The sequence below is a fragment of the uncultured Porphyromonas sp. genome (assembly GCF_900541275.1).
Classification (GTDB): Bacteria; Bacteroidota; Bacteroidia; order Bacteroidales; family Porphyromonadaceae; genus Porphyromonas_A.
Genome location: NZ_UQJH01000015.1, coordinates 1 through 20,141 on the forward strand (window position 1 = coordinate 1; position 20,141 = coordinate 20,141).

General features: G+C 58.1%; 12 protein-coding genes. 9 read left to right on the forward strand and 3 right to left on the reverse strand.

Going from position 1 to position 20,141, the window contains the following annotated elements; translation table 11 throughout:
* Window positions 1-274: 274 nt before the first annotated feature.
* The 7 genes from mnmG (at window position 275) to QZR17_RS06445 (ending at window position 9,544) form a co-directional block, all read left to right on the forward strand.
* Window positions 275-2,164, forward strand: coding sequence for a tRNA uridine-5-carboxymethylaminomethyl(34) synthesis enzyme MnmG (mnmG, locus tag QZR17_RS06415; protein WP_297129116.1), 1,890 nt, complete (start codon window positions 275-277; stop codon window positions 2,162-2,164).
* A gap of 25 nt (window positions 2,165-2,189) precedes the next feature.
* On the forward strand, window positions 2,190-4,019 hold the full coding sequence (gene uvrC, locus QZR17_RS06420) for an excinuclease ABC subunit UvrC (protein WP_297129120.1): 1,830 nt from the start codon (window positions 2,190-2,192) through the stop codon (window positions 4,017-4,019).
* Between the two features lie 88 nt (window positions 4,020-4,107).
* A complete protein-coding gene (gene dtd / locus QZR17_RS06425) occupies window positions 4,108-4,557 on the forward strand; it encodes a D-aminoacyl-tRNA deacylase (protein ID WP_297129123.1) in 450 nt (149 codons plus the stop codon).
* Window positions 4,554-4,916, forward strand: coding sequence for a nucleotide pyrophosphohydrolase (locus QZR17_RS06430; protein ID WP_297129128.1), 363 nt, complete (start codon window positions 4,554-4,556; stop codon window positions 4,914-4,916). Before dtd ends, QZR17_RS06430 begins: the two co-directional genes overlap by 4 nt.
* A complete protein-coding gene (deoC, locus tag QZR17_RS06435; protein ID WP_297129130.1) occupies window positions 4,906-5,805 on the forward strand; it encodes a deoxyribose-phosphate aldolase in 900 nt (299 codons plus the stop codon). The genes QZR17_RS06430 and deoC overlap by 11 nt, the downstream gene beginning before the upstream one ends.
* Before the next feature lie 555 nt (window positions 5,806-6,360).
* The gene (locus QZR17_RS06440; RefSeq protein ID WP_297129133.1) at window positions 6,361-7,524 is read left to right on the forward strand and encodes a hypothetical protein; all 1,164 of its coding nucleotides are present in this window, start codon (window positions 6,361-6,363) and stop codon (window positions 7,522-7,524) included.
* A 4-nt stretch (window positions 7,525-7,528) separates the two neighbouring features.
* Window positions 7,529-9,544: an Ig-like domain-containing protein gene (locus QZR17_RS06445; protein ID WP_297129136.1), complete on the forward strand. Its 2,016-nt coding sequence runs from the start codon at window positions 7,529-7,531 to the stop codon at window positions 9,542-9,544.
* Between the two features lie 657 nt (window positions 9,545-10,201).
* Here QZR17_RS06445 and ung read toward each other — a convergent pair.
* The 3 genes from ung to QZR17_RS06460 are packed head-to-tail and all read right to left on the reverse strand — an operon-like array spanning window position 10,202 to window position 15,190.
* Window positions 10,202-10,873 (reverse strand): uracil-DNA glycosylase, encoded by a 672-nt coding sequence (gene ung / locus QZR17_RS06450; RefSeq protein ID WP_297129138.1) that lies wholly within the window; start codon window positions 10,871-10,873, stop codon window positions 10,202-10,204.
* Window positions 10,870-13,485 carry a peptidase M49 gene (locus QZR17_RS06455; RefSeq protein ID WP_297129141.1) on the reverse strand — a complete coding sequence of 872 codons (2,616 nt, stop codon included), beginning with the start codon at window positions 13,483-13,485 and terminating at the stop codon, window positions 10,870-10,872. Before QZR17_RS06455 ends, ung begins: the two co-directional genes overlap by 4 nt.
* A 22-nt stretch (window positions 13,486-13,507) precedes the next feature.
* The gene (locus tag QZR17_RS06460; RefSeq protein ID WP_297129145.1) at window positions 13,508-15,190 is read right to left on the reverse strand and encodes a nucleoside kinase; all 1,683 of its coding nucleotides are present in this window, start codon (window positions 15,188-15,190) and stop codon (window positions 13,508-13,510) included.
* 253 nt (window positions 15,191-15,443) lie between these two features.
* Between QZR17_RS06460 and QZR17_RS06465 the strand changes: the two genes are divergently transcribed.
* Both QZR17_RS06465 and QZR17_RS06470 read left to right on the forward strand, forming a co-directional pair.
* Window positions 15,444-18,554 carry a SusC/RagA family TonB-linked outer membrane protein gene (locus QZR17_RS06465; protein ID WP_297129148.1) on the forward strand — a complete coding sequence of 1,037 codons (3,111 nt, stop codon included), beginning with the start codon at window positions 15,444-15,446 and terminating at the stop codon, window positions 18,552-18,554.
* 19 nt (window positions 18,555-18,573) lie between these two features.
* On the forward strand, window positions 18,574-20,136 hold the full coding sequence (locus tag QZR17_RS06470; protein ID WP_296158926.1) for a SusD/RagB family nutrient-binding outer membrane lipoprotein: 1,563 nt from the start codon (window positions 18,574-18,576) through the stop codon (window positions 20,134-20,136).
* Window positions 20,137-20,141: the final 5 nt, after the last annotated feature.

Here is a 20,141-nt window from a genome sequence, read left to right on the forward strand (position 1 = left end):
AGCTCCCAAAAGATTTATCTCCTTTGTTTGAGTGGCGTTGAGGGGCTTTTGAGCGGGGCTCAAAAGCCCCTCAACGATCATGTGACAAACTTACAGCTAAAGACCGGTGATCCCTCCGGGGCTTAGCCCCTGCGGGATCGGCAGGCTTGTGCTTTAGGAGAGGAGTCTCGCGCCGCAGTTCTCCTTTGCATAGCTGTAATGCTCTAATGCGCCACCCCTGGCGCTGCCGGGATAGGTGTCACGCGACGGCGCAATTCTGCGTATCTTTGTAGGTATGAGACTATCCTATGACATTATCGTGGTCGGTGCCGGCCATGCCGGCTGTGAGGCGGCCCATGCGGCTGCCCTGCTCGGCTCCCGTACCCTCCTCATCACCATGGATCTTGACAAGATCGCCCAGATGTCGTGCAACCCCGCTGTGGGGGGCATCGCCAAGGGTCAGATCGTGCGCGAGCTGGATGCCCTCGGCGGTCTGATGGGGGTCATCACCGATAGGTCGTCAATGCAATTTCGGATGCTCAATAGGAGCAAGGGACCTGCGATGTGGAGCCCTCGCTCTCAGAGCGACAGAGGGCGCTTCTCCCACCTCTGGCGGACTTATCTTGAGCAGACGCCCAACCTCTCCCTTTGGCAGGATGCTGTCGTGCAGCTGCTCCACGAGGGTGGGGAGGGTGGGGCGGTCACCGGCGTAGTCACCGCCATGGGGCTTAGGATAAGGGCGAGGGCGGTGATCCTCACCAATGGGACCTTCCTCAATGGCCTGATGCACATCGGCAGCGTGAAGATCCCCGGGGGACGCATCGCCGAGCCGGCCTCGCTCCGCCTCTCGGAGCAGATCACGGGGCTGGGCTTCAGGACCGATCGGATGAAGACCGGCACGCCGATGAGGCTGGATGGTCGGACGATCCACTTTGACCTCTGCGAGCGTCAGGATGGTGAGGAGGGATGGCACCACTTCTCTTTCCTCCCGGAGGTGTCCCGACTGGAGACGCCCCAGAGACCCTGCTTCCTGACGGAAACGACGCCTGCCAGCCACGAGGTGTTGCGGTGTCATCTCGACGAGGCACCGCTCTACAATGGCCAGATACACAGCATAGGACCGCGCTACTGCCCCAGCATAGAGACGAAGATCGTCACCTTTGCCGGGAAGGATCACCACCCGCTCTTCCTCGAGCCGGAGGGTGCCGACACGACGATGTATTACCTCAATGGCTTCAGCAGTTCGCTCCCCATAGAGGTGCAGGAGGAGGCGATCCGGCAGATCCCGGCGCTGCGGGACGCGACGATTATGCGGCCCGGCTATGCGATCGAGTACGACTTCTTCGACCCGACGCAACTCCACCACACGCTGGAGACGAAGTTGGTCAAGGGGCTCTTCTTTGCCGGTCAGATCAATGGCACGACAGGCTACGAGGAGGCGGCAGGGCAGGGCTTCGTCGCCGGGGTCAATGCTCACTTCGCTGCTCAGTCTCTTGCCAAGACCTTTACCCTCGCTCGGGACGAGGCCTACATAGGGGTTCTGATCGATGACTTAGTGACGAAGGGGGTGGACGAGCCCTACCGGATGTTTACCAGTCGCTCCGAGTACCGCATCCTCCTAAGGCAGGACAATGCCGACAGACGACTCACACCCAAGGGGATAGAGCTGGGTACGGTCGACTTGTGTCGTGAGAGGCGACTGGAGGCGAAGCTGGCGCTGATCGATCGCTTTGAGGAGCTGCTGAGGGACACTTCCGTAGCCGAAACGCCCGACCTCGTGGCATACTTCGAGCGGGTAGGGGAGACGCCGCTGAGGCATTCGCAGAGGCTCCGTGAGGTGATCCTTCGCCCCCGTATCACGCTGGATGGACTGGTCCCCTTTGTCCCACAGCTGGCGAACTTCTTAGAGCAGGGTCAGCTGGCGGAGGAGGTGAAGGAGACCATCGAGGTGGAGGTGAAGTATGCCGGCTACATTGCCCGCGAGCATCAGGCTGCCGAGAATGCTCGCCACTTAGAGGATATCCGCATCGCCGGTCACTTTGACTACCTCTCCATACAGTCGCTCTCGACCGAGGCTCGTCAGAAGCTCGACCGGATCCGCCCGGCGACCATCGGTCAGGCCTCCCGCATCCCCGGCATCAGCCCCTCGGATATCAATATCCTCCTGATACTCATGGGACGATAGCCCTCTTTGTTTCACGTGGAACGCTATGCTGATAGCCAAGAAAGACATACGCAACAGCCTATCCGTGATCCCCGAGTCGCCCGGAGTCTACATCTACCGCGACAAGGAGGATAAGGTGCTCTACGTCGGTAAGGCAAAAAATCTCCGCAAGCGGGTGGGGCAGTACTTCCAGCGCGAGTCGGATCGACCCAACGCTCGGGCGATGCTGCGCGTCTTTGAGACCGTGGAGTATATCGTGGTCCAGACGGAGACTGATGCGCTCTTGCTTGAGAATAACCTCATCAAGACGCACCAGCCACCCTACAATATCATGCTCAAGCATGGTAATTTCTACCCCTACATCTACGTCACGAGGGAGCGCTTCCCACGCTTTGGGACCACACACAAGCCTCAGCCGGGTGGCAGCACGGAGTACTATGGGCCCTATCCCAATAAGTCGATGGCCTATCAGCTGGTCCAGCTCTTTCGCCGGCTCTACAAGTTTCGCACCTGCTCTTTTAACCTTTCTCCGGAGAATATCGAGAGGGGAAAATTCCGGGTCTGCCTGAAGTACCACATCGGCCGCTGCAAGGGGCCTTGCGAAGGTCTGCAGACGGAGGAGGACTACGACAGGGACGTCCGGGCGGCTAAGGAGATCCTGCGAGGGCATATCACGGAGGTGAAGCGGGATATCAAGGAGGTGATGGCAAGAGCATCTGAGGAGCTGGACTTTGAGACCGCCCTGCAGATGCAGAATATGCTCTACACGCTGGAGAACTACCAGGGGAAAAGCACCATCATGAGCAACGTCATCGGTGATGCGCTGGTGGCCACCTATGGCTCCTCGAGGCGCTCCTTCTTCGTCAATTACCTCCTGACGCGGGACGGGCGGATCATCTCGGGGCGAACCATGGAGTACCGTCGAGGGATAGAGGAGGAGGATGTGGAGCTCTTTGCCTCCGTTCTGAAGGACTTGCTCGATACGCTGTCGCTTGAGGGCACCCGCGAGCTCATTCTCCCCCTCATGCCGGAGTACCTCGACCTCTCTGCCTATCGCGTCACGATCCCTCAGAGGGGCGACCGAAAGCATATCCTCGACCTGAGCCAGCACAATGTGGATCAGTTCATCAAGGATAAGGACCTGCAGGCGGAGAAGCTCAACCCCGCCCAGCACAATATGCAGATCCTGCGAGACCTGCAGAGCTCGGTCGGTCTGCCTAAGCTTCCCTGGCACGTGGAGTGCTTCGATAACTCCAATATCCAAGGAGCGGAGCCGGTGGCTGCCTGTGTCGTCTTTAAGGGCGGTGTCCCCTCCAAGAAGGACTACCGACTCTTCCACATCAAGACGGTCGAGGGACCGGACGACTACGCCTCGATGCACGAGGTGGTGGTGCGTCGCTACAGCCGCCTGCGTGACGAGGGGGAGGAGCTCCCCGACCTCATCATCACCGATGGTGGCAAGGGACAGATGGGGGTGGTGCGAAAGGCGCTTGACGAGGTGGGGGTAGAGATACCGATCCTCGGTCTCGCCAAGGACGACCGCCACCGAACGAGCGAGGTGCTCTATGGAGATCCGCCTCAGGTGATCGGCATCATGCAGCGGGGGCAGGTCTTTCACCTCTTAGAGAGGATACAGAATGAGGTGCACCGCTTCGCGATCACCTTCCACCGAAATGTCCATGCTAAGAAGTCGATCTCCTCTGAGCTCGACGCTATTGCAGGTATCGGTTCTGCTACTCAGAAGAAGCTGATCCGTACCTTCAAGTCAGTGAAGCGGATCCGCGAGTCAGTCTCTCTGGACGAACTGACAGAAGCTATTGGTCCTGCCAAGGCCCGCCTCGTCTGGGACTACTTTCACCCCGACAGCGAGGCCTGACGCCCTGTCAGCACGCCTGGGCTACACTGCTTTTTGGTTTCTCCTCCGTGCCGACCTCTTATTTCTCCTAAAGTGGTATCTTTGGTCTATGAGAGCAGTTATTCAGCGTGTGAGCGAGGCGTCCGTGACGGTCGATGGGTCTTTGGTCTCGTCGATCGGTCCCGGGATGCTGGTTTTACAGGGAGTGGAGGTGGGCGACACAGCCGAGGATATGGACTACTTAGTCCGCAAGATCATTGCCCTCCGCATCTTTGATGACGAGGAGGGGGTGATGAATAAGGACATCAAGTCCATCGGTGGGAATATCCTGCTGGTCAGCCAATTTACCCTCCTTGCATCAACAAAGAAGGGCAACAGACCCTCCTACATCCATGCTGCCAAGGGACCCGAGGCAGAGCCACTCTACGACCTTATGGCGCAGGCTCTCTCCGATGAGCTCGGGTCGGAGGTGAAGAAGGGGATCTTCGGGGCCGATATGAAGGTCCGGCTACTCAACGATGGTCCTGTGACCATTTGCATAGATTCGCGAAACAGATGACCGACACACCCAGCCCCACACTTAGAGAGGTCCAGACCATAGTAGACCGGTGGATCCGCGACTACGGGGTCCGGTACTTCTCGCCTCTCACCAATATGGCGCAGCTCACGGAGGAGGTGGGCGAGGTGGCTCGCATTATCGCTCGAACCTATGGGGATCAGAGTGCGAAGTCCACGGACGACCTCTCCAAGGAGCATCTGGCAGACGAACTCGCTGATGTCCTCTGGGTCCTCGCCTGCATTGCCAATCAGACCGATTGCGATCTTACGGAGGCCCTTGAGAGGAATATAGCGAAGAAGACAGCTCGCGACAAATTCAGACATTTATCCAATCCCAAATTATACAACCATGAGTCATAATCACCACGATAACGACTTCTTCCCCTCACAGGATAAGTACAGTGAGGCCTTCGGAAAGTTTACCTTTGACCTCAGTATGGAGGAGGTGACGGCCAAGGTGCAGGAGTGTGTCGACAAGCACTATAAGGAACTTGATACCAGAGATAATATCAACCTTATCCACAGTATGATTGACCTCACCTCGCTTACCTCTGAGGACAGCGAGGATAAGATCTATAAGCTGACTCAGCAGGTCAATAAGCTGGATGACGACCACCCTGACATTACCCCTGTGGCGAGTATCTGTGTCTATCCTAACTTTGCTCAAGTGATCAAAGAAAACCTAACCGTCGAGCAGTGCCACATCACCTGCGTGGCAGGTGGCTTTCCCTCGTCGCAGACCTTCCCCGAGATCAAGGTGGCTGAGATCGCCCTGGCGATCCACGATGGGGCGGAGGAGATCGACATTGTACTCCCGGTCGGTGCCTTCCTCGCCGGTGACTACGAGACCGTCAGTGACCAGCTGCAGGAGCAGCGACAGGCCGCCAAGGATGTGATCCTAAAGGTGATCCTCGAGACCGGTGCCCTCCAGACTCCCGAGAATATCGTCAAGGCGTCCATCCTCGCTCTTTTCTGTGATGCAGACTTCATTAAGACCTCTACCGGTAAGGGGTACCCCGGTGCCACGCCCGAGGCGATCTACATTATGGCCTCCATCGTCAAGCAGTACTACGATCAGTTTGGTCTCAAGAGAGGGATCAAGGCCGCCGGTGGCGTGCGTACGACGGAGGAGGCGCTCAAGTACCTCTGTATCCTCAAGGAGGTGCTGGGCGACGAGTGGCTGACCCCCGACCTCTTCCGCTTTGGTGCCACCTCCCTGGAGGCGGACACGCTCAAGCATCTCCTCTGATCGGAAGTTATTAATCTAAAAGGTCCACAGGCTGCGTTTCGGCAGCTTTGTGGACCTTTTTTATGTCCTCAGACGCTACTTCCTAAATACCTGTCGCTTGCGCCGTCCGACCCGTCCGACCCGTCCGATTAGGTGTCGCACTGCTTGAGTAGGCGGCTACCGGCGCAATGCCCTTGCGTGGTCTTCGGTATGGGTGATTTCTGCTCGGCGAACCGCCTGGGGTCGGAAGGGTAGGGGAGGGGCTTCTGTACATCGGTCACCGCTTCGCGGATGACCGATGCCTATGGAGCGAGCACCCTTCGGGTGCCTCCCGTATACCCCCCTTTGTATATGATTACCCTAATGCCTAAATGCGTTAGCCCCGTATCTAATGTGAAGAGGACCCTTCTATCCAAGGATGGGACGGGACTTTCTGCTATATTTGTGACTATGAAGTTGCTCACGAAAACGGCTTTTGCCTCGTCTATTGAGGTAAACCTCCCTCTGTCGAAGAGTGAGGGCATTCGTGCGTTGATCTCCTGCTACCTCCTTCGGCGGGGTAGGGGAGTTACTCAGATGCCCCATAGTGATCTCTTGGGTACCGATGCCCCGGAGGACCTCTACGCTATGTACGATGGTCTACAGGCACTTCTCTCGGGACACTCTGATATTACCCTCACCGCCTCTGCGAGTGTCGCACGGTTCCTCTTGGCACTTGCTGCTGCAGAGCGTCGTCAGACTACCTTTCACCTCACCGATCCTCAGTTGCTCCGACGCCCTATGGGTCCACTCATCGACTATCTGCGTAGTTGTGGTGTCACGATCGACCAGACGGATGACCGGTGGGTGGTCGACGCACAACGTCAGGTTGTTCCACGTGAAACAGAGATAGACGCAAGAGCATGGGAGTCAAGTCAATTTATCTCTGCGATAATCTATTTTGCGGTGGCTCAAAACTACCCTGTGAGTATCCGGAGACAGCATTCTGATCCCAGCTCAAGGTATATCGCCTTGACGATCGACCACCTGAGTCAGATCGGTGTAGATCTCACTTGGGAAGCGGATCGGATCAAGTTTGAGCCTGGTCGGAAGATAGGTTTGACTTCTCTTGATTCTTATGATCTGACTCTCCCTGCCGATTACTCATCCGCTGCCTCTTGGCTGGAACTGCAAGCCTTACATCCGGAGATCCAAATATTAGTTTTGAAGGGGCTGGATCCTAATTCATCCCATCCGGATGCTTGTGTGCTTGACTTTTTTGGACCATTTCTGGATGTCGTTACGAGTGATCACTCTGTGCGACTGATCCGACGTCTTGAACCGACTGAGGTAGACCAGCCGCTCAATCTTGACTTGTCTCAGAATCCTGACCTCTTCCCCGCTCTCTTTGCCACAGTAATTGGCGTAGGAGTGCCTGCCACTTTTACGGGACTATCCTCACTGGTCTACAAGGAGTCGGATCGCCTCAGCGCTTCGCTCTCTATCGCTCACTCGCTGGGATGGTCCGGTGAGGCGTTTGTCTCTCACTCCCCTGACAGCGTTACCTATACGGGCGTTCCACGTGAAACAATTCCCGGTAGTGTGACGCCCGATCATAGAGGGGATCACCGCCTCGCTATGGCCTTTGGCGTCCTTGCTACCGCACTGGAGAGGACGCAGGTGATGATACCGGATGATGTCGCCGTGACGGTACGGAGTTATCCCCACTTTTTTACCGACCTTTGCAGGCAAGCCCGTTGAACTTATGATGAAGTACAGACGTCGATCTCCTTGGCTCCACCTCTCTCTCCTGATAGGCGGAACGATTGCCATAGTCTACGGATGCGCCAATAGGGTGGCCCCCGATGGTGGTCCCTATGACGACCAGCCCCCGAAGCTCGTCCGGAGCAACCCGGCTGAGCGAGAGCTCAATATCTCGTCCAGAAAGGTGTCCCTCTGGTTTGACGAATTTGTCACCGTCAAGGATCCGCTTAAGAAGATCATCGTCTCCCCGCCTCAGCTACAGCAGCCGGAGATCATCTCTTATGGGAAAAAAGTGGTGGTCAACCTCAAGGACACCCTTACGCCCAATACCACCTACACGATCGACTTCACCGATGCGATTGTCGATAACAATGAGGGCAATCCGCTGGAGAACTTCTCCTTTGCCTTCAGCACAGGCGATCGAATCGACACCATGGAGATAGCAGGGACGGTACTTAACGCTCGCACGCACGAGCCTATGCAGGGGCTCCTCGTCGGTCTTCATCCCGACACCGCCCCGAGGAGTGCCTTCCACGACACCACTTTCCTCCGCACCAGTCGCACGTCCGACAAGGCGAAGTTTGTGATCCGCAACGTCCGTGAGGGACGCTACCACGTCTATGCTCTCAAGGAGAGCGATGGGAACTACCGCAACGATATGGTTGGAACCGAGGGCGTTGCCTGGCTCGATAGTGCCGTCCTCACCACCTGCAAGCCCGACATTCGCCCCGACACCCTCTGGGTTGACTCGCTCACCATCGACACCATCAAGCAGGTCCCCTTCACCCACTATTACCCCGATGATCTTGTCCTGCTCTACTACGAGCCGCGTGACCCAAAGCGCTTCCTGAAGAAGCGCGAGCGCCCCGCTCCCTATCAGCTTCGACTCACCTTCAACGCCCTCCCTGACAGCGCCATCAAGCTCGCCCGGGTCGACTCCCTCGCGCTGCCGACCGACACGATGAAGCCCCCTTACGTCATGGACAAGAGCAAGGATGGGGTCGTCAACTTCTTCTTCACCGACACCACTTGGAGCGCCCACAGCACCTTTGCGCTCACCTATCTCTCCGTAGACAGCCTCGGCCTCCCCGCCTACAAGAGCGACACCCTGCGCATCGCCTACAAGGCGCCCAAGATCGATAAGGAGGAGAAGAAACAGAAGAGTGCCCAGAGCGACTCCATCGCTCATGCTGTCGAGAGTCCTTTCTCCATCAAGATCGAGCACAAGGGTAAGGGCGGTATTTCCGACTCGATCCTCTTCGCCTCGACCCTCCCGATCGACACCTCGATGCTCCGCGCCTTCACCCTCTACGATGCCAAGGACTCGATCCTCCAGCCGATGCGGATCGACACCATCGCATTCTTTGACGGCAGCGTCACCTCGGGGCTGATCAGCGCCCGCCTCAGCTATGGCGGTCAGTACGAGCTCCACGTCGACAGCGCTGAGATCGCCGATATCTATGGTCACCGGCTCAATAAAACCGTTGTCGATGCCTTTAAGGTAAAAGAGAAGAGCGACTTCTCCTCCCTCCGCGTCACCATCCACGATCTGCCGGACTCGATCATAGGCGAACTCCTTACGCCGGATGACAAACTCGTTTGGACCTCCTACAGCCGGTCTGGGGAGATCTTCTTCCCGGACCTCGATCCGGGGAAGTACGGTCTCCGCATCATCTATGACCGAAACGGCAATCATCGCTGGGACCCTGGGGACTACGATGCCTCCACCCAGCCCGAAGCGGTCTACTACGCCCCCAAGGTCTTTGAGCTTATGAAGAATTGGGAGGTGAAGGAGAATTTCTACCCCCTCCTCACGCCCCTCCTCACGCAGAAGCCCCGGACGATGATCCAGACAAAGTTTAATGAGGAGAAGCGCAAGGACCGCAACAAAGAGCGCGAAGAAGAGCTTCGTCGGCGCCGAGAGGGCGGTGGAGACCAGCCCGGCGGCAACCCCTTCGGAGGTCAGATGCCCGGAGGTGCCCTCGGTGGCATGCGCCAAGACACCCGCCGCTACTGATCCCCACCTTAGGCGACATAGACCGCTGTAAGGCTTATGTAGAGACCCCCCTCCACAGGTCTCCTTTGAACTATACCTCTCTTATACTATAGTCCTTAGGAGCCCCTTAAGAAAGAGGGCATTTCATCTTGATAGGACGACACACCCTCGCTAATGAAGGCAGAAACGGATTACTCGGTGTAGGGGACGAAGCGGTGCTCTTGGATGAAGGTGGTCTTGACCTGACCGGGATTGGTGTGGGGGAGGTCCCCGAGTGCCTAAAGTCTATGGTGGGAGCATTGCTATAGTGGCTTGTACGCTCAGATGCTGACCAGTTGTGTTTATAGTTGCACTTAGGAGATCGGTCGAGACACAAAGAGACATTGTGTGGTTGTCGAGGTAGTATCTTTGCAGTGCGAAGAGTCGGGGAGGGCCCCCTTTACTAAGTCCCCGGAGGGAATGACAAGGAGATGCTAGGCAATTCTTTGATCAGTACTAGAAATCTTTCGTATTCCCCAAGGGCAAAAAAACTTTAGAGCACGCCTTTTTGAGAGATCAGATGGGGGTGGATACTGGGCTGGAGTTGCGGCACGCCCGAAGGGTGCAGCATTTCTTTCCCAATATCCATCCGTTAGAGATTTATTCCAATCAATCTCTCTGAACTGTGGATGGCGGTTTTTAGTCCTCTACCCAGCGGATGAGGGGGAGGTGGTGGCGGAGGAGGTAGTCGTTGGTCTTGGAGAAGGGCTTGCTGCCGAAGAAGCCTCGGTAGGCACTGAGGGGCGAGGGGTGTGGCGCACGGAGGATACGATGGCGCTCGGGGTCGATGAGGCGCGCCTTCTGCTGCGCATCCGATCCCCACAGGATGAAGACGAGGTGCTCCCGCCGCTCAGCGAGGAGCTCTATCGCCCGGTCTGTGAAGTGCTCCCAGCCCCAGCCGTGGTGGCTACGTGGCTGGTGGGCGGTGACGGTGAGGGTCGCATTGGGGAGGAAGACGCCTTGTCGCGCCCAGTGGGTGAGGTCCCCGGAGAGGGGTTTCTTAACCTCAAGGTCGTCGGCCAGTTCCTTATATATATTGTCAAGGGACGGCGGGATCATCACTCCGCGGGGGACGGAGAAGGCAAGGCCCATCGCCTGCCCGACGTTGTGGTAAGGGTCTTGCCCGACGATCACCACCTTGACCTGGTCAAAGGGGCAGAGGTTGAAGGCATTGAAGATCAGGGGGGCGGGCGGGAAGCACTGCCCCTCGGCGTAGGCCTGCCGTACTCGGTCGGTCAGCTGACGGAAGTAGGGTTGCTCGAAGTCTTCTCTTAGCACCACCTTCCACGAGGGCTCTATCTGTACGTTCATTGCCTGAGGTACTCCAGCAGTTCGGTCAATTCTTCCCCCACCCCCTTGCGGAGCGGGTCTTCCTCTTTGGCACGGGCATTGGCGAAGCGTGCGATGCGCTGTCGCATCTCGGGCTGACGCTCGGCGAGGCGGGAGAGTGCACGGAGGATGTAGGTCGCCTGGAGCGGTCGCTCCTCGGAGAGCACCTCCTCGGCGCGGTCGAGAGAGTGCTTGACGAAGCGGGTAGAGGCGCTACCGGCAACGGCGAGACGGGTCAGCACGACCCACGGCAGGACGGCCTCGGGGGACTTTGCTGCCACCTCCGTAGCCACCCTCTCCTCCTCACCGGAGCCGATCAGCAGGAGGGTGACAAATTGCTCCGCCTCCTCGATCGTGCGACACTCGCCCGCGAGCGAGAGGAGATCCTTGCGAGTCAGCTCCTCACGGGGGCGGATCATCAGGGAGAGGAGGCGCATCTCGCGGACCTCCTTCGTCCACATCAGGTCGGCAAGGGAGCGGTCGCGGGGCTGCTCTGCAGCGATCTCGCGCAGGTCGGGTAGGCTGACGCCAAAGTTGATCCCGTACTGCAGACCCTTGTCGCGCATACTCTTAGAGACATCGCCACTCATCCGCTTGCGGAGTCGCTGCCGGATCGCATTGAGCCGGTCGTGCCACCTCCCCTCGACGTAGACCTTGTGCTCCTTGCGGAGAAAGTCCTCTAAGGGCAGTGCCAGCGTGCGGTACTGCTCGCTGTAGCGGAGATTTTGCTCGATAAATCCCTCGGTGTAGTCGATCTCCACGCTCTCCCCACGGAGCGAGAGTCTGGGATTGACAAAGCCGAGATAGGGTGCCATGCCGGTGGCTCGGTCGCGACGGATCGCCTCCTCCCTCAGCTCCGGATCCACCTCGGTGCCAAAGCGGGCAACGAGGTCGGCGGCCGCCTCGTAGTCGCCCCGGCTCTTGATGCGCTGCAGCTCTCGCAGTAGCTCACCAAAGATCTCTCTCAGCCGATCGTAGTCGTGGATGAGGACAAAGTGCTCCCCATTGATCACCTCCAGGGTCACCGCCTCCGGGTACTGCAGGGCGTAGCGGGCGATGAGGGCGCGGTTTTGCATATGCGCCTCCCTCAGCACGGTGTCCTCCCCGAGACGGGAGAGCTGAGTGATGAGGGCAGAGGTAAGGTAACGGTCGTACTCCGCCCGATAAGCGTCAGGCGAGGGCAGGATCCCCAGCTCGACCAGCTTTGGGTCGGCGATGAAGTAGAGGGCATTGATATCCGCCCGTGCCTCCTCGATGCAGGAGTCGTACTCCCTCAGGTCGGCACCTGAGACGCCGGGGAGGAGCTTCCCCGAGCCGTGACCGATGATCTCGTGGAGGTCGGTGTGGAGCATGTCCGCCTCGGCACCATAGCGCCTCAGCCGCTCCTTCACCTCCTCACCGTGGTAGAAAAGGTCGATCGACGCCGCACTGCGGTAGCGGTCGATGGCGAGGGAGATATTGGAGAGGGTGACACTCTTGCTCCCCACCTCGGCCCGCATACGCTCGTCATTGGGGAGGTTGATCCCAAGTGGCGAGGCGGGGTAGCTGTCTCCCGCCAGCATCACCACGTCGATGGCGCGGGCAGCACGCCCGAGAGGCTCTGTCCGCTTGTAAGCTTTGTCGATGGGCGACTGCTGTTCGAAGTAGCCCGCCAGATCGACGATCTGCCTCACCCGCTCGGTCCCCTCGGGATCCTCCAGCTCCACGATCCCCTCATAGGAGCCCTTCAGCCCGAGCGGATCTTCGTAGGTCTCGATGAATCCGTGGATCAGGTCCACCGGCTCCAGTAGACGCACCCATGCCTCGCTGTAGTCGGCAAAGGCATCGATGTCCCCGCTCTCGTAGTAGGCGATCAGCGTCCGGAGGGTCTCCCTTGCCGCTTCGCTTGGGGCGTAGGAGAGCGCCGCGGTGAGCTGCCGGACGATCGCCTGCAGGGCGTCACCGTAGAGCCCGTCGGTATAGGCGGTCAGCTCCTGCAGTTCGCCTTTTTCATCCTTCACGAGCCGGCTATTCAGTCCCGGGGCGATGCGGTACTTGTCTTTTCGCTTTTCGTAAAACTCCAGCGCCTCCGCTGTGGTGACGCCGGGGCCGTAGAAATTGACCGCTGACCGCTCCACTAAGGTCTCCCGATCCCCGTCCGCTCGGCGAAGGGGGTCCTTGCTCGGGTCGAAGATCATCTCATCCAGGGCGTCAAGGGTGAAGCCCTGCGCCTCGAGGTACGCCTCCACATCGTACGGCAGCTGCAGTACCGCCTCGTGGAAGTAGGTCCGGCTAAAGGCGGGGACCGTCTTCGTCTCCTTGTAGTGGTGGTGGAAGCCGGAGTACATCCAGAGTTGCGTCAGGTAGTCCTCCATATCGTGATTGCGGAAGGTCCCCTGCTCCCAGATCGCCTCGAGGATCGCCCGTGCGGCAAGCGCCATCGGGTGGTGCTGCAGGTAGAGGATATCCCGACCGTAGAGGCACGCCTCGGCGAGGTGGTAGACGTAGCGCTGAGCCTTCGGCTCCAGAGTCTCCCAGCCGGGGACCCGGTAGCGCAGGATGTCGATATGCTTGGAGTGGAAGACGAGATCGTCTGCCGTTGCTTTCAGTGTCATAGGAAAAGAGAAGAGAAGTAGGTCACCTATCCCGATAGCTGCTGCCACCGATGAACTCCCTCAGGAGCGACCCATGAGGGAGCAGCTTCTCCGGGATCGGATCAAAGAAGCGCAGCTCCCGCAGGAGTCGAGCCGCCACCGGATAGACCGGACTCATCTCCGGCACCCGACTGATCGCCAGCTCTGCCTGCTGTCTCAGCGCACCGAGCTCGTAGACCATAGCGCTATTAAAGATCACGTCCGCCTCCTCCTGGTAGGGGAAGACCCACTTCTCCTCACCGGCACGCACATCGGGCCAGGAGGTAAGCGTCTCCTCGGGCGGTTTGTTTCGGTACTTCACATCCCTCACCATCCGCCGTAGCAGGCGGTTGTCACTTGTGCTGAGCCAATTGTGCTTGTCGTAAGAGATGGCTGTCAGGGCGGAGACGTAGATCTTGTACGACGATGCCTCCACGGCATCAGTGAGGATGATCGGGTTGAGCCCGTGGATCCCCTCGATGATGATCATATCCTGCTCGGTGAGCCGAAGCGTATTCCTTGGGTCCATCACCCGTTCACCGAGGACAAAGTCGTACCGCGGCATTGGCATCTCCTCCCCCCGGACCAGCCCCTTCAGCGTCTCCCTAAGGAAGGGCAGGTCGAGCGCATAGACTGACTCGTAGTCCGGCTGCCCCGCCTCGTTGTGCGGGGTGATCGCCCGATTGACATAGAAGTCATCGAGAGAGATCGGGTAGGGCCGGATGAGGTGGGTCAGCAGCTGGGTCGTCAGGCGGCGGGAGAAGGTGGTCTTCCCCGACGACGAGGGCCCCGAGATCAGGACTGCCGACACCCCTTTGTCCCGATGCAGGCGAGCGATGTGGGAGGCGATGGCAGCGATCTGCTTCTCCTGCTGTGCCTCAGCCACCTGGATCATCTGCGTTGCCTTGCCGGAGCGGATCAGGAGATTGAGCGGCGTCACGTCCTCCACACTCAGTCCGGTGATTAGTCGATGCTGCGAGTCGAGTGCCTTGAAGAGCTTGGGCTGCAGTTCTTTCTCAGCGAGCCTCGTAGGATCCCGGCGATCCGGCACCCTGATCAGGAAGCCGTCATTTGCCGGCTCGAGGTCAAAGAGGTGGAGCTGCCCCGTCCGCGACAGCACCTGGTGGAGGATATAGTAGTAGTCGCCCTGCAGCTCCCAGAGGACCACGGAGTAGCGCCCGGAGTCGCTGATGAGCGCTGCGGTGTCGACGTCCCCTTTCTCCTCCATATACTTGATCGCCTCCTCGGCAAAGAGCCTCACCCTATTTATCGGCAGGTCGGCATCAATGTACCTCTGGATGCAGGCGCGCACCCGATCCAGCTCCTCCGTCGTCGGGCGACGGTCTCCTATGGTGCCGTAGTAGCCCTTGGCGAGGGCAAATTCGAGCTTCAGGGTGGGTAGCTTCAGCTCCCTTGCGGCAGCAGTGAGCAGCAGTGCCAGGGTCCTGATGTAGGCTCTGCTGCCCTCCTCCGAGGAGTAGTCTGCAAAGGTGAGCCTGCAGGACTCCACGATGGGTCGCTGGAGCGCCCACGGGTGATTATTCATCGTGGTGGCATAGGCATCGCTGATGCCGATCGCCTCGAAGTCTTCGCGGAAGCGGTCAAAAACTTCTGCCGGGCTCAGCAGCTCCTCCGTCGCGAGGCTCCGCTTGATCTGTGGGAGAAATATCGTCTTACCTGTAGTCATACTCTATCGCATTCACTTTTTCCAAAGGTACTACATTCCGCCCTATCCCACGTAGTCCCACTCTTCCCCGACTCCCTGTACTCCTGCAAAAGAGACGTTAAGTCTGTGGGTTAGGAAAAAGATTGATTAACTTTGCGCCAAAGAGGGTCACCACCCCTCAGTAGACCATATGTAGGCCCGGTATGAGTCATCACCACAGTCCCTGCCGGATACTCTGCATAAGAACCGGAGTTTTACCTTTTACAACTTTATAATGAAGAATCTACTATCACTCCAAAGCAGGCATTTCCTTCTGCTGCTCATGTGCTTGGTGTTTGCTCTTCCGCTGTCGGCGCAGAGCAAACTCACGGTGAAGGGCCATGTAGTGGACGAACAGAATGAGCCCATCATCAGCGCCACGGTGGTCGTCATCGGGCAGGCCAATATGGGAGCAATGACTGACATTGATGGAAACTTCCAGATAGCCGACGTCCCCTCCGACGCTACGCTACGCTTCTCCTACGTGGGATATAAGACGCTCGAGGTCCCTCTGAATGGACGCACCTCTCTGACGGTGGTCCTCAAGGAGGATAGCGAGCTCCTTGACGAGGTCGTCGTCACCGCTCTCGGCATCAAGCGCCAGACCAAGGCTCTCGCCTACAATGTCCAAGAGATCAAGGGAGACCAGCTCAGCTCCCGTAAGGACCCCAACTTTGTCAACTCTCTCAACGGCAAGATCGCCGGTGTCACCATCAATACCAGCTCCGCCGGTATGGGTAGTGCCGCGAGAGTGGTCATGAGAGGTACCAAGTCCATCCAGGGCAATAACAACGCACTCTACGTGATCGATGGTGTGCCGATCTACTCTCTGACCCAGGAGCAGGGCTCAGGTCGCTTCTCCTCCTCCGGCTCTACGGAGAGCGCTGCGGACATCAATCCTGACGATATCGCCTCGATCTCTGTCCTCACCGGCGCCTCTGCAGCCGCCCTCTATGGATCGGCAGCGGCCAATGGTGCCATCCTCATCACCACGAAGAAGGGTCAGGCGGGAGCGCCCAAGGTCTCCTACGCCATGAATATGGACTTCGGGCGACCGATGATCCTGCCGGAGTTTCAGAATCGCTACGGCAGTCAGGGCAACCTCCTCTCCTGGGGCTCACTGATCCCGGAGGGCGACCCGAGATGGGAGGTAGGCGACTTCTTCCGCACGGCATCCAATATGACGCACTCCATCTCCGTCTCCGGAGGTACGGAGCGCAACCAGACCTACGTCTCCGGCAGTGTGACCACGACGAAAGGTCTCGTGCCTAATAACAGCTACAATAGATACAACCTCTCGGCACGCAATAACACCTCCTTCCTTGAGGATCGCTTGAATATCGGCACCTCGGCGAGCCTTATATTCGAGGACCATATGAACCTCATCAACCAGGGTGAGTACATGAACCCCCTCGTGGCAGCTTACCTCATGCCGAGGAGTGAGAGCTTGGAGTCGGTCAAGAACTTTGAGAAAGCCGATCCCAGCCGCAACATTTATGTCCAAAACTGGGCATACGGCAATGGAGACTATACCCTCCAAAACCCCTACTGGATTGCGTACAGAAACCTCCGCGGCACGAAGCGCGAGCGCTACATCCTGGGGCTGAATGCCAAGTACGACATCATAAAGTGGTCCGAGTCGGACTTCTGGAACATCGCCGGTCGTGTCCGGTGGGATCGTACGCTCGTCAAGTCTACGGACAAGCGCTATGCGACGACCGAGAAGACCCATGACGTCAGCAAGAATGGCTACTATGGCGAGCTGAAGGGAAGCGAGAGCCAGACCTACGCCGACCTCCTCACGACGGTAAATAAGGGATTTGAGCTGCAGAATGACTGGCGACTCAATGTCAATGCCACCCTCGGTGCCTCCATCCAGGACACCCGCTACGACGACACCACGTATGGCGGTCCGTTGCGAGAGGACGGCATTCCCAACGTCTTCAATATCTTCAATATCGATCAGGGTGCCCAGAAGACCAAGCCGATCCCTCACGGATGGATCGAGCAGACGCAGAGTATCTTTGGGAGCGTGGAGCTGGGACTCAATTCCTACCTCTACCTGACCCTCACGGGACGTAATGACTGGGCATCACAGCTCGCCAATTCGCCCCAGAAGTCGTTCTTCTACCCCTCCGTGGGTCTCTCCGGCGTCATTACCGAGATGCTGGATGAGGAGACCTACCAGAGGATCCGTCCGGTGCTCAATTACTTCAAGGTGCGTCTCGCATACAGCTCGGTCGCCTCTCCATTCCAGCGCGGTCTGACGACTCCGGTCTACCTCCCCGATGAGGACAGCAAGAAGTACAAGACCCAGACCTACTTCCCCATCGGTCAGCTCTATCCGGAGCGTACCAACTCATACGAGGTCGGTATCTCCTCTCGCTGGCTTAATGGTCTCATCACCCTCGACGGGAGCTACTACCTGACTGATACCAACAATCAGACCCTGCGCGTCGCCGCCTCTCCCTCCTCCGGTTACGACGCAGTCTACATCCAGACCGGTAGCGTACGCAACCAAGGAGTGGAGCTTGCCCTGGGACTTCACTTGGGCAAGGATGAGGGCTTCCGCTACGACGGCAACTTCACCTACGGATACAATCACAATAAGATCGTGGAGCTGGCCGATAACTACTACAACCCCCTCACGAAGGAGCAGGAGTCACAGCCCTTCCTCGACATGAATAGCATGGGCTCGATGCACTATATCCTCAAGAAGGGCGGCTCACTCGGCGACATCTACACCACACAGGACTTTACGCGAGACGCTAAGGGCCGGGTGCTGATCAATAAGAATGGCTCCCTGAGTGTCTCCAACTTCAAGGACGACCAGATGGTCAAGCTCGGCAGTGTGCTCCCTAGCCACAACCTCGGCTGGTCCAACGAGCTCTCCTACAAGGGACTGAGCTTGGGCTTTGCCCTTACCGGCCGTGTCGGCGGCGTGGTCGTATCTATGACTCAGGCAGCCCTCGACCACTATGGCGTCTCTGAGGCGACTGCCGCAGCCCGGGATCTCGGCTATGTGCCGGTCGATGGCAGACCTGTCGATCCTCAGAGCTACTTCATCGCCCGGGGTATGAATCGCCTGGCGCAGTACTACGTCTACGATGCCACCAACTTCCGTCTGCAGGACCTCCACATCTCCTACAGATACAAGTTCCCCGCATCCATTTTCATCTCCGATGCCACGCTGTCCCTCTATGGGAGGAACCTGTGCTTCATCTACAATAATGCTCCCTTCGATCCCGAGTCTGTCTCCTCGACGGCTAATTACAACCAGGGCATGGACTACTTTATGCTGCCGTCCCAGAGGACTCTCGGATTTAGTCTAAGTCTCAATTTCTAAGTCACACACTTGAGCTCTTATGAAAAATATAAATCTTACCCTCACTGCTTTTTTGGGCTTCACGCTCCTCGTAAGCGCCTGCACGGAAAAGTTTGAGGACTACAATAAAGATCTCTCAGGCATCACGGAGGCAGAGATGTCCCGTATCCCCACCGGAGGTGCTGAGCTGAGCCAGCTTATGAATTGGGTCATCCCCAATCAGGAAAACGGCTACCAGATGGACTACGACCTCCCGGGCGTCCTGTCCGGCTTTGTCGGTTCGCCCAATTTCACCTCCGACTTTGCCCGATATGCCCCCAGACAGGGATGGAATGACTACCCCTTTGATGACACCTTCGGGGGACACCTCTACACACAGTACAATGTGCTGAAGCGGAAGAGCGAAGGCGATATGACCAAGCCCTACTTTGCCCTCGGTACCCTTCTCCGCATCGCCATAGTCCACCGCGTGGCGGACTGCTACGGACCGGTGCCCTACTCCAAGGTCACCGGAGTAGATCTCCGCGTCCCCTACGATACTGAGGAGGAGCTCTATACCGCCATGCTCGCTGATCTCAAGACTGCCGTAGAGGCGCTCGACGAGACTCCCGCGGGGGATTTCTCGTACGAGGACTACGACAAGGTCTACGGTGGCGACATGCATAAGTGGGCCACCTACGGTCGCTCCCTGATGCTGCGTATGGCGATCCGCATCTCCGGTGTGGCCCCCTCCATGGCCAAGGAGTATGCAGAGTATGCGGTGCAGAAGGGCGTCATCGAGAGCAACGACCTGACGGCTGCCTTGCCCTCGATCGACAACCCTGCTGTCAAGATGAATGACTGGAACGACTCTCGCGTAGGGGCTGATATCGTGGAGTATATGCTTGCCTTTGGCGATCCGCGCACCTCCGCCTACTTCACTGCCGTACGTGGGGAGGAGCCATTCGGCCTTCACGTGCCGCCCGTAAAGGGCTTTAAGGGCGATCCTCAGCAGGATGAGTACTCTCGCGTGAATGTTGCGAAAGACTCACCCATCTACCTGATCACTGCCGCCGAGGTCTCTTTCCTCAGAGCTGAGGGTAAGCTGCTCGGCTGGAGCGTCGGCGACAAGAGCGCTCGCGAGTACTATGAGGAGGGGATCCGCCTCTCCTGCGAGCAGTGGGGCGTAGAGGTAGGCGACTATCTCTCCGGTACTGAGACCAGAGGAGGCTTCCAGGATCCCGTCTTCCCCTCTGCTGATGTCCCTTCATTCTCGTCCGATATCACAGTCTCGTGGGATGCAGCTGCCGGTGACAAGGAGAGGGAGCTGGCGCAGATCATCACCCAGAAGTGGATCGCGCTCTTCCCCTACAACACCATCGAGGCATGGTCCGAGTGGCGTCGCACCGGGTACCCCAATCTCCTCACTGCTACCGTCAATGAGAGCAAGGACTGTCAGGACATCGTGCGCAGAGCTGATGGCAAGGACTATGGTGGCATGAGGCGCTTCGCCTTCTCCAATAAAGAGAAGGTCAATAACCTGGAGAATGTGAATGCCATCCTCCCCTCTCTGAATGGCCCGGATACACACGCCACCGATCTCTGGTGGGCACTCAAGAAGTAATCCCC

Coding starts and splice junctions, on each gene's coding strand:
- mnmG (WP_297129116.1), top strand. CDS start 275: ATGAGACTATCCTATGACATTATCGTGGTCGGTGCCGGCCATGCCGGC.
- uvrC (WP_297129120.1), top strand. CDS start 2,190: ATGCTGATAGCCAAGAAAGACATACGCAACAGCCTATCCGTGATCCCC.
- dtd (WP_297129123.1), top strand. CDS start 4,108: ATGAGAGCAGTTATTCAGCGTGTGAGCGAGGCGTCCGTGACGGTCGAT.
- QZR17_RS06430 (WP_297129128.1), top strand. CDS start 4,554: ATGACCGACACACCCAGCCCCACACTTAGAGAGGTCCAGACCATAGTA.
- deoC (WP_297129130.1), top strand. CDS start 4,906: ATGAGTCATAATCACCACGATAACGACTTCTTCCCCTCACAGGATAAG.
- QZR17_RS06440 (WP_297129133.1), top strand. CDS start 6,361: ATGCCCCATAGTGATCTCTTGGGTACCGATGCCCCGGAGGACCTCTAC.
- QZR17_RS06445 (WP_297129136.1), top strand. CDS start 7,529: ATGATGAAGTACAGACGTCGATCTCCTTGGCTCCACCTCTCTCTCCTG.
- ung (WP_297129138.1), bottom strand. CDS start 10,873: ATGAACGTACAGATAGAGCCCTCGTGGAAGGTGGTGCTAAGAGAAGAC.
- QZR17_RS06455 (WP_297129141.1), bottom strand. CDS start 13,485: ATGACACTGAAAGCAACGGCAGACGATCTCGTCTTCCACTCCAAGCAT.
- QZR17_RS06460 (WP_297129145.1), bottom strand. CDS start 15,190: ATGACTACAGGTAAGACGATATTTCTCCCACAGATCAAGCGGAGCCTC.
- QZR17_RS06465 (WP_297129148.1), top strand. CDS start 15,444: ATGAAGAATCTACTATCACTCCAAAGCAGGCATTTCCTTCTGCTGCTC.
- QZR17_RS06470 (WP_296158926.1), top strand. CDS start 18,574: ATGAAAAATATAAATCTTACCCTCACTGCTTTTTTGGGCTTCACGCTC.